Annotated in this window: 15 protein-coding genes; 3 read left to right on the top strand and 12 right to left on the bottom strand. The window is 66.3% G+C overall.

The features are described 5' to 3' along the window. Positions 1-48 precede the first annotated feature (48 nt). The 4 genes from JQ639_RS23170 to JQ639_RS23155 form a co-directional block, all read right to left on the bottom strand. Positions 49-924: a F0F1 ATP synthase subunit gamma gene (locus JQ639_RS23170; protein WP_211967807.1), complete on the bottom strand. Its 876-nt coding sequence runs from the start codon at positions 922-924 to the stop codon at positions 49-51. Between the two features lie 32 nt (positions 925-956). Next, complete coding sequence (atpA, locus tag JQ639_RS23165; protein WP_211967809.1) at positions 957-2,486, bottom strand: F0F1 ATP synthase subunit alpha; 1,530 nt, start codon at positions 2,484-2,486, stop codon at positions 957-959. Continuing rightward, positions 2,486-3,046 carry a F0F1 ATP synthase subunit delta gene (locus JQ639_RS23160; RefSeq protein WP_211967810.1) on the bottom strand — a complete coding sequence of 187 codons (561 nt, stop codon included), beginning with the start codon at positions 3,044-3,046 and terminating at the stop codon, positions 2,486-2,488. Before JQ639_RS23160 ends, atpA begins: the two co-directional genes overlap by 1 nt. A 68-nt stretch (positions 3,047-3,114) precedes the next feature. Continuing rightward, positions 3,115-3,399, bottom strand: coding sequence for a hypothetical protein (locus tag JQ639_RS23155; protein ID WP_211967812.1), 285 nt, complete (start codon positions 3,397-3,399; stop codon positions 3,115-3,117). A gap of 491 nt (positions 3,400-3,890) precedes the next feature. Here JQ639_RS23155 and JQ639_RS23150 point away from each other — a divergent pair, with 491 nt between their 5' ends. After that, positions 3,891-4,322, top strand: a complete 432-nt coding sequence (locus JQ639_RS23150; RefSeq protein ID WP_211967814.1) for a septal ring lytic transglycosylase RlpA family protein — start codon at positions 3,891-3,893, stop codon at positions 4,320-4,322. A gap of 173 nt (positions 4,323-4,495) precedes the next feature. Here the strand turns inward: JQ639_RS23150 and JQ639_RS23145 are convergent, their stop codons facing one another. The 3 genes from JQ639_RS23145 to JQ639_RS23135 all read right to left on the bottom strand — a co-directional run bounded on the left by JQ639_RS23145 (position 4,496) and on the right by JQ639_RS23135 (position 7,670). After that, a complete protein-coding gene (locus tag JQ639_RS23145) occupies positions 4,496-4,936 on the bottom strand; it encodes a hypothetical protein (RefSeq protein WP_211967816.1) in 441 nt (146 codons plus the stop codon). Beyond that, positions 4,933-5,412: a hypothetical protein gene (locus JQ639_RS23140; protein ID WP_211967818.1), complete on the bottom strand. Its 480-nt coding sequence runs from the start codon at positions 5,410-5,412 to the stop codon at positions 4,933-4,935. Before JQ639_RS23140 ends, JQ639_RS23145 begins: the two co-directional genes overlap by 4 nt. Before the next feature lie 68 nt (positions 5,413-5,480). Next, positions 5,481-7,670 carry a primosomal protein N' gene (locus tag JQ639_RS23135; protein WP_211967820.1) on the bottom strand — a complete coding sequence of 730 codons (2,190 nt, stop codon included), beginning with the start codon at positions 7,668-7,670 and terminating at the stop codon, positions 5,481-5,483. Positions 7,671-8,033: 363 nt separating this feature from the next. Between JQ639_RS23135 and JQ639_RS23130 the strand changes: the two genes are divergently transcribed. Together JQ639_RS23130 and JQ639_RS23125 are read left to right on the top strand one after the other, a co-directional pair. Further along, positions 8,034-8,969: a tyrosine recombinase XerC gene (locus JQ639_RS23130; RefSeq protein WP_249123352.1), complete on the top strand. Its 936-nt coding sequence runs from the start codon at positions 8,034-8,036 to the stop codon at positions 8,967-8,969. 133 nt (positions 8,970-9,102) lie between these two features. Then, positions 9,103-9,693 carry a DUF4337 domain-containing protein gene (locus tag JQ639_RS23125; protein ID WP_211967822.1) on the top strand — a complete coding sequence of 197 codons (591 nt, stop codon included), beginning with the start codon at positions 9,103-9,105 and terminating at the stop codon, positions 9,691-9,693. Between the two features lie 209 nt (positions 9,694-9,902). On the opposite strand, the gene JQ639_RS23120 is transcribed toward JQ639_RS23125, so the two are convergent. The 5 genes from JQ639_RS23120 to odhB form a co-directional block, all read right to left on the bottom strand. Further along, positions 9,903-10,436, bottom strand: a complete 534-nt coding sequence (locus JQ639_RS23120; RefSeq protein ID WP_211967824.1) for a hypothetical protein — start codon at positions 10,434-10,436, stop codon at positions 9,903-9,905. Between the two features lie 157 nt (positions 10,437-10,593). After that, positions 10,594-11,997 (bottom strand): dihydrolipoyl dehydrogenase, encoded by a 1,404-nt coding sequence (gene lpdA, locus JQ639_RS23115; protein WP_211967826.1) that lies wholly within the window; start codon positions 11,995-11,997, stop codon positions 10,594-10,596. A gap of 36 nt (positions 11,998-12,033) precedes the next feature. Continuing rightward, complete coding sequence (locus JQ639_RS23110) at positions 12,034-12,777, bottom strand: SDR family oxidoreductase (RefSeq protein ID WP_211967827.1); 744 nt, start codon at positions 12,775-12,777, stop codon at positions 12,034-12,036. Positions 12,778-12,788: 11 nt separating this feature from the next. Beyond that, entirely contained in the window at positions 12,789-13,427 is a 639-nt protein-coding gene (locus JQ639_RS23105) for a LysE family transporter (protein ID WP_211967828.1), read from the bottom strand. A gap of 4 nt (positions 13,428-13,431) precedes the next feature. Then, entirely contained in the window at positions 13,432-14,673 is a 1,242-nt protein-coding gene (gene odhB, locus JQ639_RS23100; RefSeq protein ID WP_211967829.1) for a 2-oxoglutarate dehydrogenase complex dihydrolipoyllysine-residue succinyltransferase, read from the bottom strand. Positions 14,674-14,797 lie beyond the last annotated feature (124 nt).

The raw sequence follows: 14,797 nt of genomic DNA, 5'->3' as shown, positions 1-14,797 counted from the left end.
TGAATTCAACGACCGTCAGCGTGACGGCTAATGTCCTGTACGATTACGTTAGACCGCCTCGGCGCCGGAGATGATCTCGATCAGCTCCTTGGTGATCATGGCCTGACGGGTCCGGTTGTAGACCAGCGTCTGCTTGCGGATCATCTCGCCGGCGTTGCGGGTCGCGTTGTCCATTGCGCTCATCTGCGCGCCGTAGAACGAAGCGTTGTTCTCGAGCAGCGCGCGGAAGATCTGTACCGCAAGATTTCGCGGCAGCAGGCTGGTGAGGATCTCGTCCTCGGCCGGCTCGTAGTCGTAGACCGCCGTCGCAGCACCATCCTTGGCCTTCTCGATGACCAGCGGAATGATCTGCTGGTCGGTCGGGATCTGCGCGATCACCGACTTGAAGCGGGCGTAGAACAGCGTGCAGACGTCGAACTCGCCGGCATCGAAACGGGCGATCACCCGCTTGGCGATGTCCTCGGCGTTCTTGAAGCCGAGCTGGCGCACCGAGCGCAGCTCGATGTTCTCGACGATCTGCTTGTCGAAGGTGCGGCGCAGCTGCTCGTAACCCTTGCGGCCGACGCAGAAGAACTTCACCGTCTTGCCCTGGGCGATCAGCGCATTGGCACGCTCGCGAGCCAGGCGCACGATCGAGGAGTTGAACGCGCCCGACAGGCCGCGTTCACCGGTGCACACCAGGAGCAGGTGCACGTTGTCCTTGCCGGTGCCGGCAAGGAGCGCCGGGCCGTTGCCAGCTCCCGAGGCGGCGCCCGCGATGTTGGTGATCACTGCGTCCATCCGCTCGGCGTAGGGCCGGGCGGCTTCGGCGGCGGTCTGCGCGCGGCGCAGCTTGGACGCCGCGACCATCTGCATCGCCTTGGTGATCTTCTGCGTCGCCTTGGTCGAGGCGATGCGGACGCGCATGTCTTTCAAGCTGGCCATTGCGGCTTAGTCCTCTCGGCGCCTTGCCTGCCTTACGCGAACGTCTTCGCGAAGCCCTCGACGACAGCCTTCAGCTTGCCGGCGACATCATCCGAGAGATCGCGGCTGGTGCGGATGGCATCGAGGATCTCGACATGCTTGCCGCGCAGCAGCGACAGCAGGCCGTCCTCGAACGCGCGGATCTTGGCGAGCGGCAGCGGATCGAGATAGCCGTTGGTGCCGGCCCAGATCACGCACACCTGCTCTTCCATCTTCAGCGGCGAGAACTGCGGCTGCTTGAGGAGTTCGGTGAGGCGCGAACCGCGGTTCAGCAGGCGCTGGGTCGCGGCGTCGAGATCGGAGCCGAACTGCGCGAACGCCGCCATTTCGCGGTACTGCGCCAGCTCGCCCTTGATCTTGCCGGCGACCTTCTTCATCGCCTTGGTCTGCGCCGACGAACCGACGCGCGACACCGACAGACCGACGTTCACCGCCGGACGGATGCCCTGATAGAACAGGTCGGTTTCGAGGAAGATCTGGCCGTCGGTGATCGAGATCACGTTGGTCGGAATGTAGGCCGACACGTCGTTGGCCTGGGTTTCGATGACCGGCAGAGCGGTCAGCGAGCCAGCGCCGAGATCGTCGTTCATCTTGGCGGCGCGCTCGAGCAGGCGCGAGTGCAGATAGAACACGTCGCCCGGATAGGCTTCGCGGCCCGGCGGGCGGCGCAGCAGCAGCGACATCTGGCGGTAGGCGACGGCCTGCTTGGACAAGTCGTCATAGATGATCACGGCATGCATGCCGTTGTCGCGGAAGTACTCGCCCATGGTGCAGCCGGTGAACGGCGCGAGGTACTGCATCGGGGCCGGGTCCGACGCGGTCGCGGCGACGACGACGGAGTACTCCAGCGCGCCCTGCTCTTCGAGCACCTTCACGAACTGCGCGACGGTCGAACGCTTCTGGCCGATCGCGACGTAGACGCAATACAGCTTGATCTTCTCGTCCGGCTGCGCGTTGAGCGGCTTCTGGTTGAGAATGGTGTCGAGCGCGATCGCGGTCTTGCCGGTCTGGCGGTCGCCGATGATCAGCTCGCGCTGGCCACGGCCGACCGGGATCAGCGCATCGATCGCCTTGAGGCCGGTGGCCATCGGCTCGTGCACCGACTTGCGCGGAATGATGCCGGGCGCCTTGACGTCGACGCGCTTGCGCTCGGCGCCCTGGATCGGGCCCTTGCCGTCGATCGGGTTGCCGAGGGCGTCAACGACGCGGCCGAGCAGGCCCTTGCCGACCGGAGTGTCGACGATGGCGCGGGTGCGCTTGACGGTCTGGCCTTCCTTGATCTCGCGGTCGGCGCCGAAGATCACGATGCCGACGTTGTCGGTTTCGAGGTTCAGCGCCATGCCGCGCGTACCGTTCTCGAACTCGACCATTTCACCGGCCTGGACGTTGTCCAGACCATAGACGCGGGCGATGCCGTCACCGACGGAGAGCACCTGACCGACTTCCGAGACCTCGGCTTCCTGGCCGAAATTCTTGATCTGGTCCTTGAGAATTGCGGAGATTTCCGCGGCGCGGATGTCCATCAGCCTGCCTCTTTCATCGCGTGCTTGATCGAATTGAGTTTGGTGCGAAGCGAACTGTCGACCATGCGGCTGCCGAGCTTGACGACAAGCCCGCCGATGATCGAGGGATCCACTTTCACGTTGAGAGCGACGTCCTTGCCGGTCACCGACTTGAGGGCCGTCTTGAGGGCGTCGAGGTTCTTGTCGCTGAGCGGTTCAGCGACGGTGACGTCGGCCGAGACCTCGCCCTTGTAGCGGGCGACCAGCTTGTTGAAGGCGCGGATCACGTCACCCACGGCGAACAGCCGGCGGTTGGCGGTGAGCACACCGAGGAACTTGGCGGAGAGACCACCGATGCCCGCCTTGGCGAGAACCGCCGAGAGCGCCTTGGCCTGCTCGTCCGCGGTAAAGACCGGACTGCGGATCAGCCGCGCCAGGTCGGCGCTTTCGGTGATCAGCGCGTTGAACTTGTCCAGATCGGCCTTGATGGCGTCGACGGACTTTTCATCGCGCGCGAGGTCGAACAGCGCCGTCGCATAGCGACCGGACACTCCAGAAACCGACGGATCTTCTGTTGCCACGAATAAGCTCTATCTGGCTGTCGAAAGGCCAAGCACAGGGATCGTCGTCTCACGGGGGTGACCGGCGATCAAAGCCCTTGGAATTCAAGCGGGACTTCTATTTCCGGGCGACAGGCAAGCGCCGCCGCCGCTAAAAATCGCGGTTTGCTAACATACGCGGCGCGCAGGTGCAACATGACGCGGCGCGCCTCGTGATGGTTTGTCGCAGGATCGCTGGCCGGGTGAAGCCCTTCGCGCGGCGCGTGAATTTCGCGGGCCGCAATGCACTGCACCGCGACATCCATCTTTCGGCTGAATCGGCCCAGGCCATGCTCGAGCCCGACCACCCCAGGTGGCGCGGTCGCCAGCGCCATGACCTCGGGACCTGACCACGACCGGCCCCCTCCGATCGCGCCGCCCCCCTCTGACGGGACCGCCGCCTTCCGGGTCAAGCCCGGGCCACGCGTTCCCGCGAGCACGAAAGTGCCCGCGCCGATCCCCGGCGCACGGCAAGAGCCGCATTCGAACCCACACAGCCCCGCGCCCAGATCATGATGCATTGCGGTAGGCGCATAACGCACCGTGATGCAACGACGCCTCACTGTTCTTGTGAAACTTTAATGAAGTCTTTCTTCTTCAGTATTCGTCTAAAATTGATGGTTAACGATTTCTTAATTTCAAGATTAGCCCAAGTTAAAAAGATTAGTTCCAGATTTGAACAAAAAACCTCATCGTTTAGGGAACAATTTCCAGCGCCGCGTTTACGCCCCATTGTCGGGTGAACCGTTCTTATGCCTATGGGGTCGCGGGTTATAGCCAGCCATCCTGACGTAATACGCTGCAATACGATCCAAGGGGTAACTTGATGATTCGAAATCTTAACTTCCCGCCGTGGCGGCTTCGCTCTGTGGTCACCGCCGCGATGGCGGCGTCCGTGCTTGCCGGAGGCGTGTCCGCCGCCGATGCCAAATCGCGCCGCAGCGACTGGCGGGATTCCCAGGCTTCGATCGGCTCGGGCCACTCGTTCTCGGGCATGGCCTCCTACTACGGCAACGAAGCCGGCAGCCGCACGGCGTCGGGCCAGCGCTTCAACCAGAACGCCCTGACCGCCGCCCACCGCACCCTGCCGTTCGGCACCCGTCTCAAGGTGACCCATGCCGGCCGCAGCGTCGTCGTCACCATCAATGACCGTGGTCCGTTCATTCGCGGCCGGGTCCTGGACCTGTCGACCGGCGCGGCACGCGCGGTTGGCCTGACGGGCCGCGGCGTCGGCCGCGTCGTCGCCGAAGTCCAGTAAGCGCACCAGCGCATCATTCCAGTTCTGTAGCGTAGCGTTCAGGGGTACGGGTCTTCCGCGAAGTCCCGAGCGCCTGCCATCGTGGGAGCGATGGCAGGCGTTTTCATATGCTGATCCTGGCATCCTCACCCATGAGGCCCACTGGACCACAGCTCCACTCTGCCGTGGATCGATCAGGCCGGCGCTTGACCGGCAGCGTCTCTGCGACGCGGCTCGAGCTCCCCAAACAGCTTGAGCGTGCTCCAGAACACCAGCGCGCCCGACACGCCAAGCAGGCCGCCAAAGACGTACTCATTGATGGGATCGCCCGTCGCCGGGCCGAAGAACCCTGACACTGCGAACGTCGCGATCACCCCCATCGGAAAGCCACCAAGAATCGCCACTCGCCAGTGCGTCCAGCGCATTGCCAGGCAGAGCAACGCGACTGGCACCCCAGCGATCACGGCAAAGGTCAGGGCAGCAGGAAATGCGACGGCTATACAAAAGCTCACGACGGTCAGCAGATCGTAGGGTGACAGCCTCAGCGCAGTGAGCGTGAGGATCAGGACTGACGTCAGCGCCGCGAGGAACAACGCAATCGCCCAGATCAGAATGGTGTCGAAGCCAATCTTCACGGGTTCTGTCCCGGTGCGAACACGATGTTGGAGCGGTCCGGCTCGAACTCACCCAACAGCTTGAGTGTACCCCAGAACACCAGTGCGCCAAGCACACCGAAGCCGACGATAGCCGCACTGAACATCGCGTAGCTGTGCCACGCTTCAAGTCCGAACATGCCCGCATAGAACCACACCGTTGGAAACGCCGCGACCGCGCCGATGAGAGCGCCGCCGATGACCGCGGCAATCCAGTGTGTCCACCGCTTCGCGAGGCAGAAGCGCGCAGCTGGCACCCCAAGAACGATGGCAGCCAACAGGGTGAAGGGAAGCACCACTCCCGAATAGAAGACGAACCTTATCAAGAAGGACGATACCGACATCTCGGGTAGCGCGACCATGAAGTCTAGCGTCGCGGACAAGACGAAGATCGGCGCCAGCGCGCCCAGAAACGTCGCGCCGGTCCAGATCAGGATGGATTTGGTTTTGATTTTCAAGAAACGCTCCCCATGGGTTCGCGCACAGACTCGATCGGTCGGCTTCGCTCAACCACGGGTTGATCAGATCACAGAAAGCTCTGCGGGTCGACATCGACCTCGAGCTTGAGGTTGCCTGTCGTCTTCGGCGCCGCGGCCAGCCAGCCGCGGAGATAACTGGAGAGGTCGTAGCCACGCGCCGACTTCACCAGCAGGCGAAAGCGGTAACGGCCCTTGATGACCGCGAGCGGCGCCTCGGCGGGTCCAAGCACCTGGACCTGGTCGTCGACCGGCGCCATCGCCGCGAGCCGCCGCGCGAAGCCCTCCGCAGTCGGCCGGTCGCCGGCGGAGATGATGAGGCTGGCGAGACGGCCGAACGGCGGATAGCCGGTGCGCTCGCGCGATTCGATCTCATTGTCGTAGAACGCCTCGCGGTCGCTGGCGATCAGCGCCTTGATCACCGGGTGCTCCGGCTGGTGAGTCTGCAGGTAGCCGATGCCGCGGCCCTGCTCGCGGCCGGCGCGGCCGATGACCTGGTTGAGCAACTGGAAGGTGCGCTCGGCGGCGCGCGGATCGCCATTGCCGAGACCGAGATCGGCATCGATGACGCCGACGAGGTTGAGCCGCGGGAAATGATGCCCCTTGGCGACGAGCTGGGTGCCGATGATGAGATCGACACGGCCCTCGGCGATCTCGGTGAGCTCGGCGCGCATGGTTTCGATCGAGGTGATGAGGTCGCTCGACAGCACCATGCTGCGCGCCTCAGGAAACAGCTGCGCCGCCTCCTCCTGCAACCGCTCGACACCGGGGCCGATGGCGGCGAGCGATTCCTCGGCATTGCAGCTCGGGCAGACATGGGGACGCGGCACCGAGAAGCCGCAGTGATGGCAGACGAGACGCTGGCGGAAGCGGTGATCGACCAGCCAGGCGTCGCAGATGTTGCAGGAGAAGCGGTGGCCGCAGGCGCGGCACAGCGTCAGCGGCGCATAGCCACGGCGATTGAGGAACAACAGCGCCTGCTCGCGCCGCTCGATGGCGTGGCGCACGGCCTCCGCCAGCGGCGGCGAGATGAAGCGGCCGCGCGGCGGCCCGGCGCGCCGCAGGTCGATGGCCTGGATATGCGGCATGTGCTGGCCGCCGAACCGCGACGGCAGCGCGACGCGCTGGTAGCGGCCCTTGCGGGCGTTGACCTCGCTCTCGACCGACGGCGTCGCCGACGCCAGCACCACCGGAATCTTCGCGATATGACCGCGCACCACCGCCATGTCGCGGGCATGGTAGTGCGCGCCGTCGTCCTGCTTGTAGGCCTGCTCGTGCTCCTCATCGATGATGATGAGGCCGAGATCAGCATAGGGCAGGAACAGCGCCGAGCGCGCGCCGATCACCACATGGGCCTCGCCCGACGCGATCGCCGCCCAGTTGCGGGCGCGGGTGCGCGGCGTCAGCTCCGAATGCCATTCCAGCGGCCGCACGCCGAACCGCGCCGCGAAGCGGTCGAGGAACTGGCCGGTGAGCGCGATCTCCGGCATCAGCAGCAGCGCCTGGCGGCCGCGCCGCACCGCCTCCGCCACCGCCTCGAAATACACCTCGGTCTTGCCCGAGCCGGTGACGCCGTCGAGCAGCGCTACCTGGAACGCGCCGTTCGCGACCATGGTCCGCAACGCCTCCGCGCCGGCCTGCTGCTCGGGCGAGAAATCCGGCTGGGCGAACGACGGATCGGGCGCCGGGGGCGGCGGCGGCTTCGGCATCACCTCGACCGCCAGCGTGCCCTCGTCGACAAGGCCATCGACCACGCCAACGCTGACACCGGCCTCCTTGGCGGCCTCGGACTTGGCGTGCAGCAGGCCGTCGTCGAGCACCGACAGCAGCCGCCGGCGCGCCGGGGTGAGGCGCTGCGGCGGGGTGCCGACGAGGCGAACGCCGAGCCGCACCCGCTCCGGACCGAGGTTCTCGCCCATCCGCAGCGCCATGCGCATCACCATGCCGCGCGCCGACAGGGTGTAGGTCGAGACCCAGTCGATGAAGGAGCGCAGTTCGCCGCGCAGCGGCGGCACATCGACCTTCTCCGCGACGTCCTTGAGGCGGTTGTGCAGGCGCGGCTCGGGATTGGCGTTGTCGGCCCACACCACGCCGAGGACCTCACGCGCGCCGAGCGGCACGCCGACGACGTCGCCGGCCGCCAGCGTCATGCCGACTGGAATGCGATAGGAATAGGTCTGGTTCAGCGCCACCGGCACCAGGACGTCGACAAAGCGGGTGGAACTGACGGGGGAGGCCATGAGGGGGGCGAATCGGCAGGCTGGGAGGGCACGAACGGTTCAATTTAGTCGCTCGCCTCGGGGGTTTCCACGACACGATGAGGCGATACCGGCTCGGGCCGGGATTCAGGGGGCACGCCTGCGGCGTGTCCGGGAATGAGGTCATTTTTGCGTCGTCATCCCGGGACAGCCTGGAGGCCAGCCCCGGGGGCGCGAGACCGGTGCCGCAGCCTCGCAGATCCTTCGGGCGGACCGCCGGTTAACCTCTGCTGAACCAACCGCTCCGATGATGTCCCCGACGTGACACGCCCGCCGCGGGGCCAGGAGACACGCCGCGTGACCAACGATACCGCTTCCGACACGGCCTCCACTGAGGCTCCGCTTCTGACCTGCGCGGCGCCGGACCTCCTCGACGAGATGATGCGCTGGATGGCGCATCTGCGCGCCGAGCGACGGCTGTCGCCCAAGACGCTGGAAGCCTATGCGCGCGATCTCCGCCAGTTCCTGGTGTTCCTCACCGGTCACTGGGGCGACGTGCTCACCCTGAAACGTTTCGCCCGCCTCGAGGCGACAGATGTGCGCGCCTTCATGGCGGCGCGCCGCGCCGACGATATCGCCGGGCGCTCGCTGATGCGGGCGCTGGCTGGCCTGCGCTCGTTCGCGCGCTTTCTGGAGCGTGAAGGCAAGGGCAAGGTTGGCGCGCTGTCGGCGATCCGTGCGCCGAAGGTCAGCAAGAGCCTGCCAAAGCCCCTGCAGATGTCGACCGCGCGCCGCATCGTCGACGTCGACCTGCGCGCAGGCGAAGACCGCGAACCCTGGATCCTGGCACGCGACGCCGCGGTGCTGGGCCTGTTGTACGGCTCGGGCCTGCGCATCTCCGAAGCGCTGGGACTGAAGCGGCGCGACGTGCCTGCGCCCGGCGCCGGCGATGTACTGGTGGTGACCGGCAAGGGCAACAAGACCCGCATGGTGCCGGTGCTGCAGAACGTGCTGACCATGATTGCCGACTATGTCGCCGTCTGTCCTTACACGCTGTCGCCGGCAGGACCGCTGTTCGTCGGCGCCAAGGGCGGCCCGCTCAGCCCGCGCATCATCCAGCTCGCCATGGCCAGCCTGCGCGGCGCGCTCGGCCTGCCGGACAGCGCCACGCCCCATGCGCTGCGCCACTCCTTCGCCACCCATCTTCTGAGCCGCGGCGGCGACCTCAGGGCCATCCAGGAGCTGCTGGGACACGCCTCGCTGTCGACCACCCAGGTCTATACCGGCATCGATGCCGAGCGGCTGATGGACGTCTACAAGACCGCGCATCCGCGCGCGTGACAGGTCGATGAACGGCGGCCGCGATCTCCGGCGTGCAGGCCATCCCACCGCCATGACTTTGCCTCTTGCGAAGGCCTTTGCGTTCGGTCAAACGTGAGGACGCGGGACAAGCCTTTGGCAGGAGGGGATTTCGATGAGTGCACATGAGAGCATGGAGCACGCGGAGCATGCCGAGCATGCCTCCGGCGAGAACAAGAAGATTGCACTGCTGATCGCGGTGATTGCGCTGTGCCTGGCGCTGTCGGAAACGCTCGGCAAGGGCGCCCAGACCGAATCGATCAGCAAGAACGTCGAGGCGGCGAATCTCTGGTCGTTCTTCCAGGCCAAGACCATCCGCCGCACGGCGGTCCAGACCGCCGCCGAAGGCCTCAAGGTCACGGCGCCGACGCTGACCGACGAGACGCAGAAGGCCGCCGCGCTCAAGCAGATCGACGACTGGCAGAAGACCGCGGCGCGCTATCGCTCCGAGCCTGAGACCAACGAGGGCTCCGAACAGCTCGCCGAGCGGGCCAAGCACGCCGAGCACGAGCGCGACACCTCGCTGGCCAAGTATCACCACTTCGAAGTCGCCTCGGCCGCCTTCCAGATCGCCATCGTGCTGGCATCGGCCACCATCATCACCGGCATGATCGCGCTGGCGTGGATCTCCGGCCTGCTCGCCCTCGGCGGCATTGTCTTCACCCTGATCGGCGCATTCGCGCCGCATGCGGTGCACCTGCTCTGACAGCGTCTGCCGTGGACCCGGCTTCACGCGAAGCCGGGCCGCATCAGTGATCCGTCACCCTGAGGCGGTCCCGCGCAGCGGGACCCTCGAAGGGCGATGGCCCGAGCGGCAACTCAGCGCCCACATCCATCCTACGAGGCGCGCAAGTGCGCGCACCTCAGAATGACGGAATAGCGCTCAGCCGAAAGCTCACCGCTCGCTGGCCGGACTTACTTGGAAACGGCCGCCTGGGCGCGGCGGCGCAACCGCTGCACGAAGCGGGCGAAGCGCGACCGCGCCGCCGGCCGGAGCTCCCGCCACCAGCTGCGGATATCCTGCAGATGCGGATCCGCCAGGCGATGGGCGGCGTCGCGCCAGCCGATGACCATGTCATAGCCGCGCTTAAACCAACCCATCTGCAGCAGCTTGTCGCGCGTCACGTCGAACGCGAAGGCGGTGATGGCTGCGCCGATCACCTTGGCGACGCCGAGCACGATCAGCGCCAGCAACCAGCGGCCATAGGCCAGCGGCCACAGTGCGATCAATTCGAGCCCGAAATAGATCGCCGCAGGAATCAGAAACACGACCAGCGTCGCCGGCGGCGACAGGTGGTCGATCGCGGCAGCCAGGCGCGCCTTGAGGGTGCGCCATGGAATCGAATCCACGATCCAGCGGATCAGCGGGACCAGATAATCCCACAGCCACGCTTCGATCAGGAACAGCAGGGCAAGCAAAAACCACAGCGGCTTCAACAGGCGTCGCATGACACAATCCCCGGCACGTCCGGCCCGGCGCGCCTGCTTGCCGCGATGCAGAGCATCGCGACACGGACGAACCGCGCCCGGACGAGCTGACCTCACTGCGACACTGCGGCGCAAACGAGGCAAATCGTCCCGCGGCGCGGGCCGTGACGTTTAGCCGCTACATATGGATGCTGCGCTTGGCAACACCGAGCGCGGCTTCCTTGATCGCTTCCGAGCGGGTCGGATGGGCGTGGCAGGTGCGGGCAAGATCCTCCGCTGCACCGCCGAACTCCATCAGCACCGCCGCCTCGTGGATCATCTCGCCGGCCTCGCGGCCAACGATGTGCACGCCGAGCACACGGTCGGTCTTGGCGTCGGCCAGGACCTTCACCAGGCCATCGGTGGTCTGGTTGACCTTGGAGCGGCCATTGGCCGTAAACGGGAACTTGCCGACGTTGTAGGCGACGCCGGCCTGCTTCAGCTCTTCCTCGGTCTTGCCGACCGAAGCGACTTCCGGCGTGGTGTAGACCACGCCCGGAATGACGTCGTAATTCACATGGCCGGACTGACCGGCGATGATTTCGGCAACGGCCACGCCCTCGTCCTCGGCCTTGTGCGCCAGCATCGGCCCGGCGATGACGTCACCGATGGCGTAGATGCCCGGCACATTGGTCGAAAGATGCGCATCGGTCTGCACCCGGCCGCGGTTGTCGAGCGCGATGCCCGCTTCCTTCAGGCCGAGGCCCTCGGTGTAGGGCACGCGGCCGACGGCGACGAGCACCACATCGGCTTCGATGGTCTCGGGGTTGCCTCCGGCGGCGGCCTCGACCTGCGCCTTCAGCGTCTTGCCGGACGCATCGACTCCGGTGACCTTGGCGCCGAGCTTGAAGGCAACGCCCTGCTTCTCGAGAATCCGCTGGAACTGCTTGGCGATTTCACCGTCCATGCCGGGCAGGATGCGATCGAGGAATTCGACCACCGTCACCTGCGCGCCAAGCCGGCGCCACACCGAGCCGAGCTCGAGGCCGATGACGCCGGCGCCGATCACCAAAAGCTTCTCCGGCACCTTGTCGAGCGACAGCGCGCCGGTCGACGACACGATGCGCTTCTCGTCGATCTCGATGCCCTTGAGCTGGGTGACCGCCGAGCCAGTGGCGATGACGATGTTCCTGGTGTCGTGGGTCTCGCTCTTGCCGTCGGCAGCCCGGACCTCGACCTTGCCGGCGCCGAGAATGCGGCCGGTGCCGCGCAGCACATCGATCTTGTTTTTCTTCATCAGGAAGTCGACACCCTTAACGTTGCCGTCGATGCCTTCCTGCTTGAACTTCATCATCGCCGGCAGGTCGAGCTTCGGCTTGCTGACGCCGATGCCCATCTTGGCGAAGGAATGCTCGGCCTCCTCGAGCAGTTCGGAGGCGTGCAGCAGCGCCTTGGACGGCATGCAGCCGACATTGAGACAGGTGCCGCCGAGCGTCGCGTTCTTTTCGACGACGGCCACCTTCAGACCGAGCTGCGCCGCCCGGATCGCGCAGACATATCCACCGGGGCCGGTGCCGATGACAATGAGGTCGTAGCTCGCCATGAGTTCTCCTGTAGCAAGTAATGACGTCGCGGACGGCTAGCGCCCGCCTGACACGTCGAGAATTGAACCGGTGACATAGGACGCCTCGTCGGACATCAGCCAGACGATGGCGTTGGCAATCTCGTCTGCGGTGCCGACCCGCCGCATCGGCACGTTGACGCTGAGCCGATGGGCGCGGTCAGGATCGCCGCCGCTGCCATGGATTTCGGTATCGATCAGTCCCGGGCGCACGCCCGTGACGCGGATGCCTTCGGCCGCGACCTCGTCGGCGAGGCCACGGGTGAAGGTGTCGATGGCGCCCTTCGACGCCGCATAGTCGACATAGGTGTTGGCGGAGCCGAGCCGTGCCGCGGCCGACGACAGGTTGACGATGACGCCGCCCTGCCCGCCATGCCGCGTCGACATCCGCCGCACCGCTTCGCGCGCGCACAGCAGGCTGCCGACGACATTGATGGTCATCATGCGCTGCAGGCGCGCTGCACTCATGTCCTCGAGGCGCGCCGTCGCATCGACGACGCCGGCGTTATTGACCAGCGCCCCGAGCGGACCGAAGCCATCGGCGGCCGCGAACAGCGCGAGAATATCCGTCTCGCTGGCGACATCGCAGCGCACCGCCATCGCGGCGCCGTTGCCGCCCTCGATCTCGGCGACCACCGCGTGCGCCGCGGCTTCGTTGCCGGCATAGCCGATACAGACCCGCCAGCCACGCGCCGCAGCGGCCAGCGCCGTGGCGCGGCCGATGCCGCGGCTGCCCCCGGTGATGACGGCGACACGATCCATCCGTCCCGCTCCTAGCTCGCGCGCTGCAGGGCGACGCGCACCCCGAGCGCGATCAGCACCAGCCCCGTGACGCGATCGATCCAGTGCCCCATCCGCTCGAACGCGGCGCGCATGCCGCGCGTCGTGAGGAAGACCGCGACGAAACTGAACCACAGCGCCAGAAACACGGCGAGCGCCGCGCCATAGGCGAACTGGACCGGCATCGGCGTCTGATGGGACACAATGGTAGCGAACAGCGACACGAAGAACAGCGTCGCCTTGGGATTGAGGAGGTTGGTGAGAAAGCCGACGCCATAGGACGTCGCTCCATGCCGTGGCCCGCACGCGCAAACCGCCTGCAACGCTGCACCGCTGGCCGGGCGGCGGCGCGCCGTCAGCGACCGCATCCCGATGGTGACGAGGTAGGCCGCGCCGCACCACTTGACGATAGTGAACAGCACGATCGACTGGGCAATGATCAGGCCCACGCCCGCCACGGTATAGGCGACGTGGACCATGATCGCCGAGCCGACACCCAGCGCCGAAAGGATCCCTGCCCGCCGTCCGTAGCTGACGCTTTCGCGCAGCACGCAGGCGAAGTCCGCGCCCGGCGCGATCGCGGCAAGCGCGAACACGCCGAACAGGGTCAGGAATTCCGGCGCCAGCAGCATCGGATCACAGATCCAGCACGAGCCGCGCCGGATCCTCCAGGCTCTCCTTGATGCGGACGAGGAAGGTCACGGCTTCCTTGCCGTCGATGACGCGGTGATCGTAGGACAGCGCCAGATACATCATCGGGCGGATCTCGATCTTGCCGCCGACCACGACCGGACGGTCCTGGATCTTGTGCATGCCGAGGATGCCCGACTGCGGCGCGTTGAGGATCGGCGTCGACATCAGCGAGCCGTAGACGCCGCCGTTCGAGATCGTGAACGTGCCGCCCTGCATCTCCTCGATCTTGAGCTGGCCATCGCGCGCGCGGCGGCCGAACTCGGAGATCGACTTCTCGATTTCGGCGAGCGACTTGTGATCGCAGTCGCGCACCACCGGCACCACGAGGCCCTTGTCGGTGCCGACGGCGACGCCGATGTGATAGTAGTTCTTGTAGATCAGGTCGGTGCCGTCGATCTCGGCGTTGACCGCGGGCACGTCCTTGAGGGCCTGCACCACGGCCCGGGTGAAGAAGCCCATGAAGCCGAGCTTGGTGCCGTGCTTCTTCTCGAACAAATCCTTGTACTGCGAGCGCAGCTTCATGAGCTCGCTCATGTCGACCTCGTTGAAGGTCGTCAGCATCGCAGCCGTGTTCTGCACGTCCTTGAGCCGGCGCGCGATGGTCTGGCGCAGACGGGTCATCTTGACGCGCTCTTCACGCGCGGCGTCGTCGGCCGGCGACGACGCACGCACCTGGACGGCGGCGGCCGGCTGGCTGACCGGGGTCGGCGCGGAAGCAGCGCGCTCGATCGCGGCGAGCATGTCGCCCTTGGTGACGCGGCCATCTTTGCCCGAACCCGGGACCGTCGAGGCATCGACGCCACTCTCGGCGGAAAGCTTGCGCACGGAGGGCGCCAGCGGCGCATCGGCCGGCGGCGCCTTCGGCGCGGCCGGGGCAGGCGCCGGAGCGGCGGCAGCCGGTGCCGGCGCGGCCTTGGCCGGCGCGGCAGCGGCCGGCTTCGCGCCAGCGGCGCCGTCTGTGATCTGGCCGAGCAGCGCGCCGACGGCGACGGTCTCGCCGTCCTTGGCCACGATCTCGCCGAGCGTACCGGCAGCCGGCGCCGGCACCTCGATGGTCACCTTGTCGGTTTCCAGTTCCACCAACGGCTCGTCGACGGCGACCGCGTCGCCCGGCTTCTTGAACCAACGGCCAATGGTCGCCTCGGTGACGGATTCGCCGAGCGTCGGAACACGGATTTCAGTCATGGTGCTTTCCCTTTTGCGCGGCGTCCGGGAGGACCGGGGCCGGCGTCTCAAATCTGAAGGCGGGCGAAACCCCGGCGAGCAGGGCTCCGAATTTCAAGGATCAACGTTGCAATGCTGTGAAGCG

It is taken from the genome of Bradyrhizobium sp. U87765 SZCCT0048 (assembly GCF_018131225.1).
Classification (GTDB): Bacteria; Pseudomonadota; Alphaproteobacteria; order Rhizobiales; family Xanthobacteraceae; genus Bradyrhizobium_A.
This window is presented reverse-complemented; position numbering and strand designations above follow the sequence as displayed.

Coding starts and splice junctions, on each gene's coding strand:
- JQ639_RS23170 (WP_211967807.1), bottom strand. CDS start 924: ATGGCCAGCTTGAAAGACATGCGCGTCCGCATCGCCTCGACCAAGGCG.
- atpA (WP_211967809.1), bottom strand. CDS start 2,486: ATGGACATCCGCGCCGCGGAAATCTCCGCAATTCTCAAGGACCAGATC.
- JQ639_RS23155 (WP_211967812.1), bottom strand. CDS start 3,399: ATGGCGCTGGCGACCGCGCCACCTGGGGTGGTCGGGCTCGAGCATGGC.
- JQ639_RS23150 (WP_211967814.1), top strand. CDS start 3,891: ATGATTCGAAATCTTAACTTCCCGCCGTGGCGGCTTCGCTCTGTGGTC.
- JQ639_RS23135 (WP_211967820.1), bottom strand. CDS start 7,670: ATGGCCTCCCCCGTCAGTTCCACCCGCTTTGTCGACGTCCTGGTGCCG.
- JQ639_RS23125 (WP_211967822.1), top strand. CDS start 9,103: ATGAGTGCACATGAGAGCATGGAGCACGCGGAGCATGCCGAGCATGCC.
- JQ639_RS23120 (WP_211967824.1), bottom strand. CDS start 10,436: ATGCGACGCCTGTTGAAGCCGCTGTGGTTTTTGCTTGCCCTGCTGTTC.
- lpdA (WP_211967826.1), bottom strand. CDS start 11,997: ATGGCGAGCTACGACCTCATTGTCATCGGCACCGGCCCCGGTGGATAT.
- JQ639_RS23110 (WP_211967827.1), bottom strand. CDS start 12,777: ATGGATCGTGTCGCCGTCATCACCGGGGGCAGCCGCGGCATCGGCCGC.
- JQ639_RS23105 (WP_211967828.1), bottom strand. CDS start 13,427: ATGCTGCTGGCGCCGGAATTCCTGACCCTGTTCGGCGTGTTCGCGCTT.
- odhB (WP_211967829.1), bottom strand. CDS start 14,673: ATGACTGAAATCCGTGTTCCGACGCTCGGCGAATCCGTCACCGAGGCG.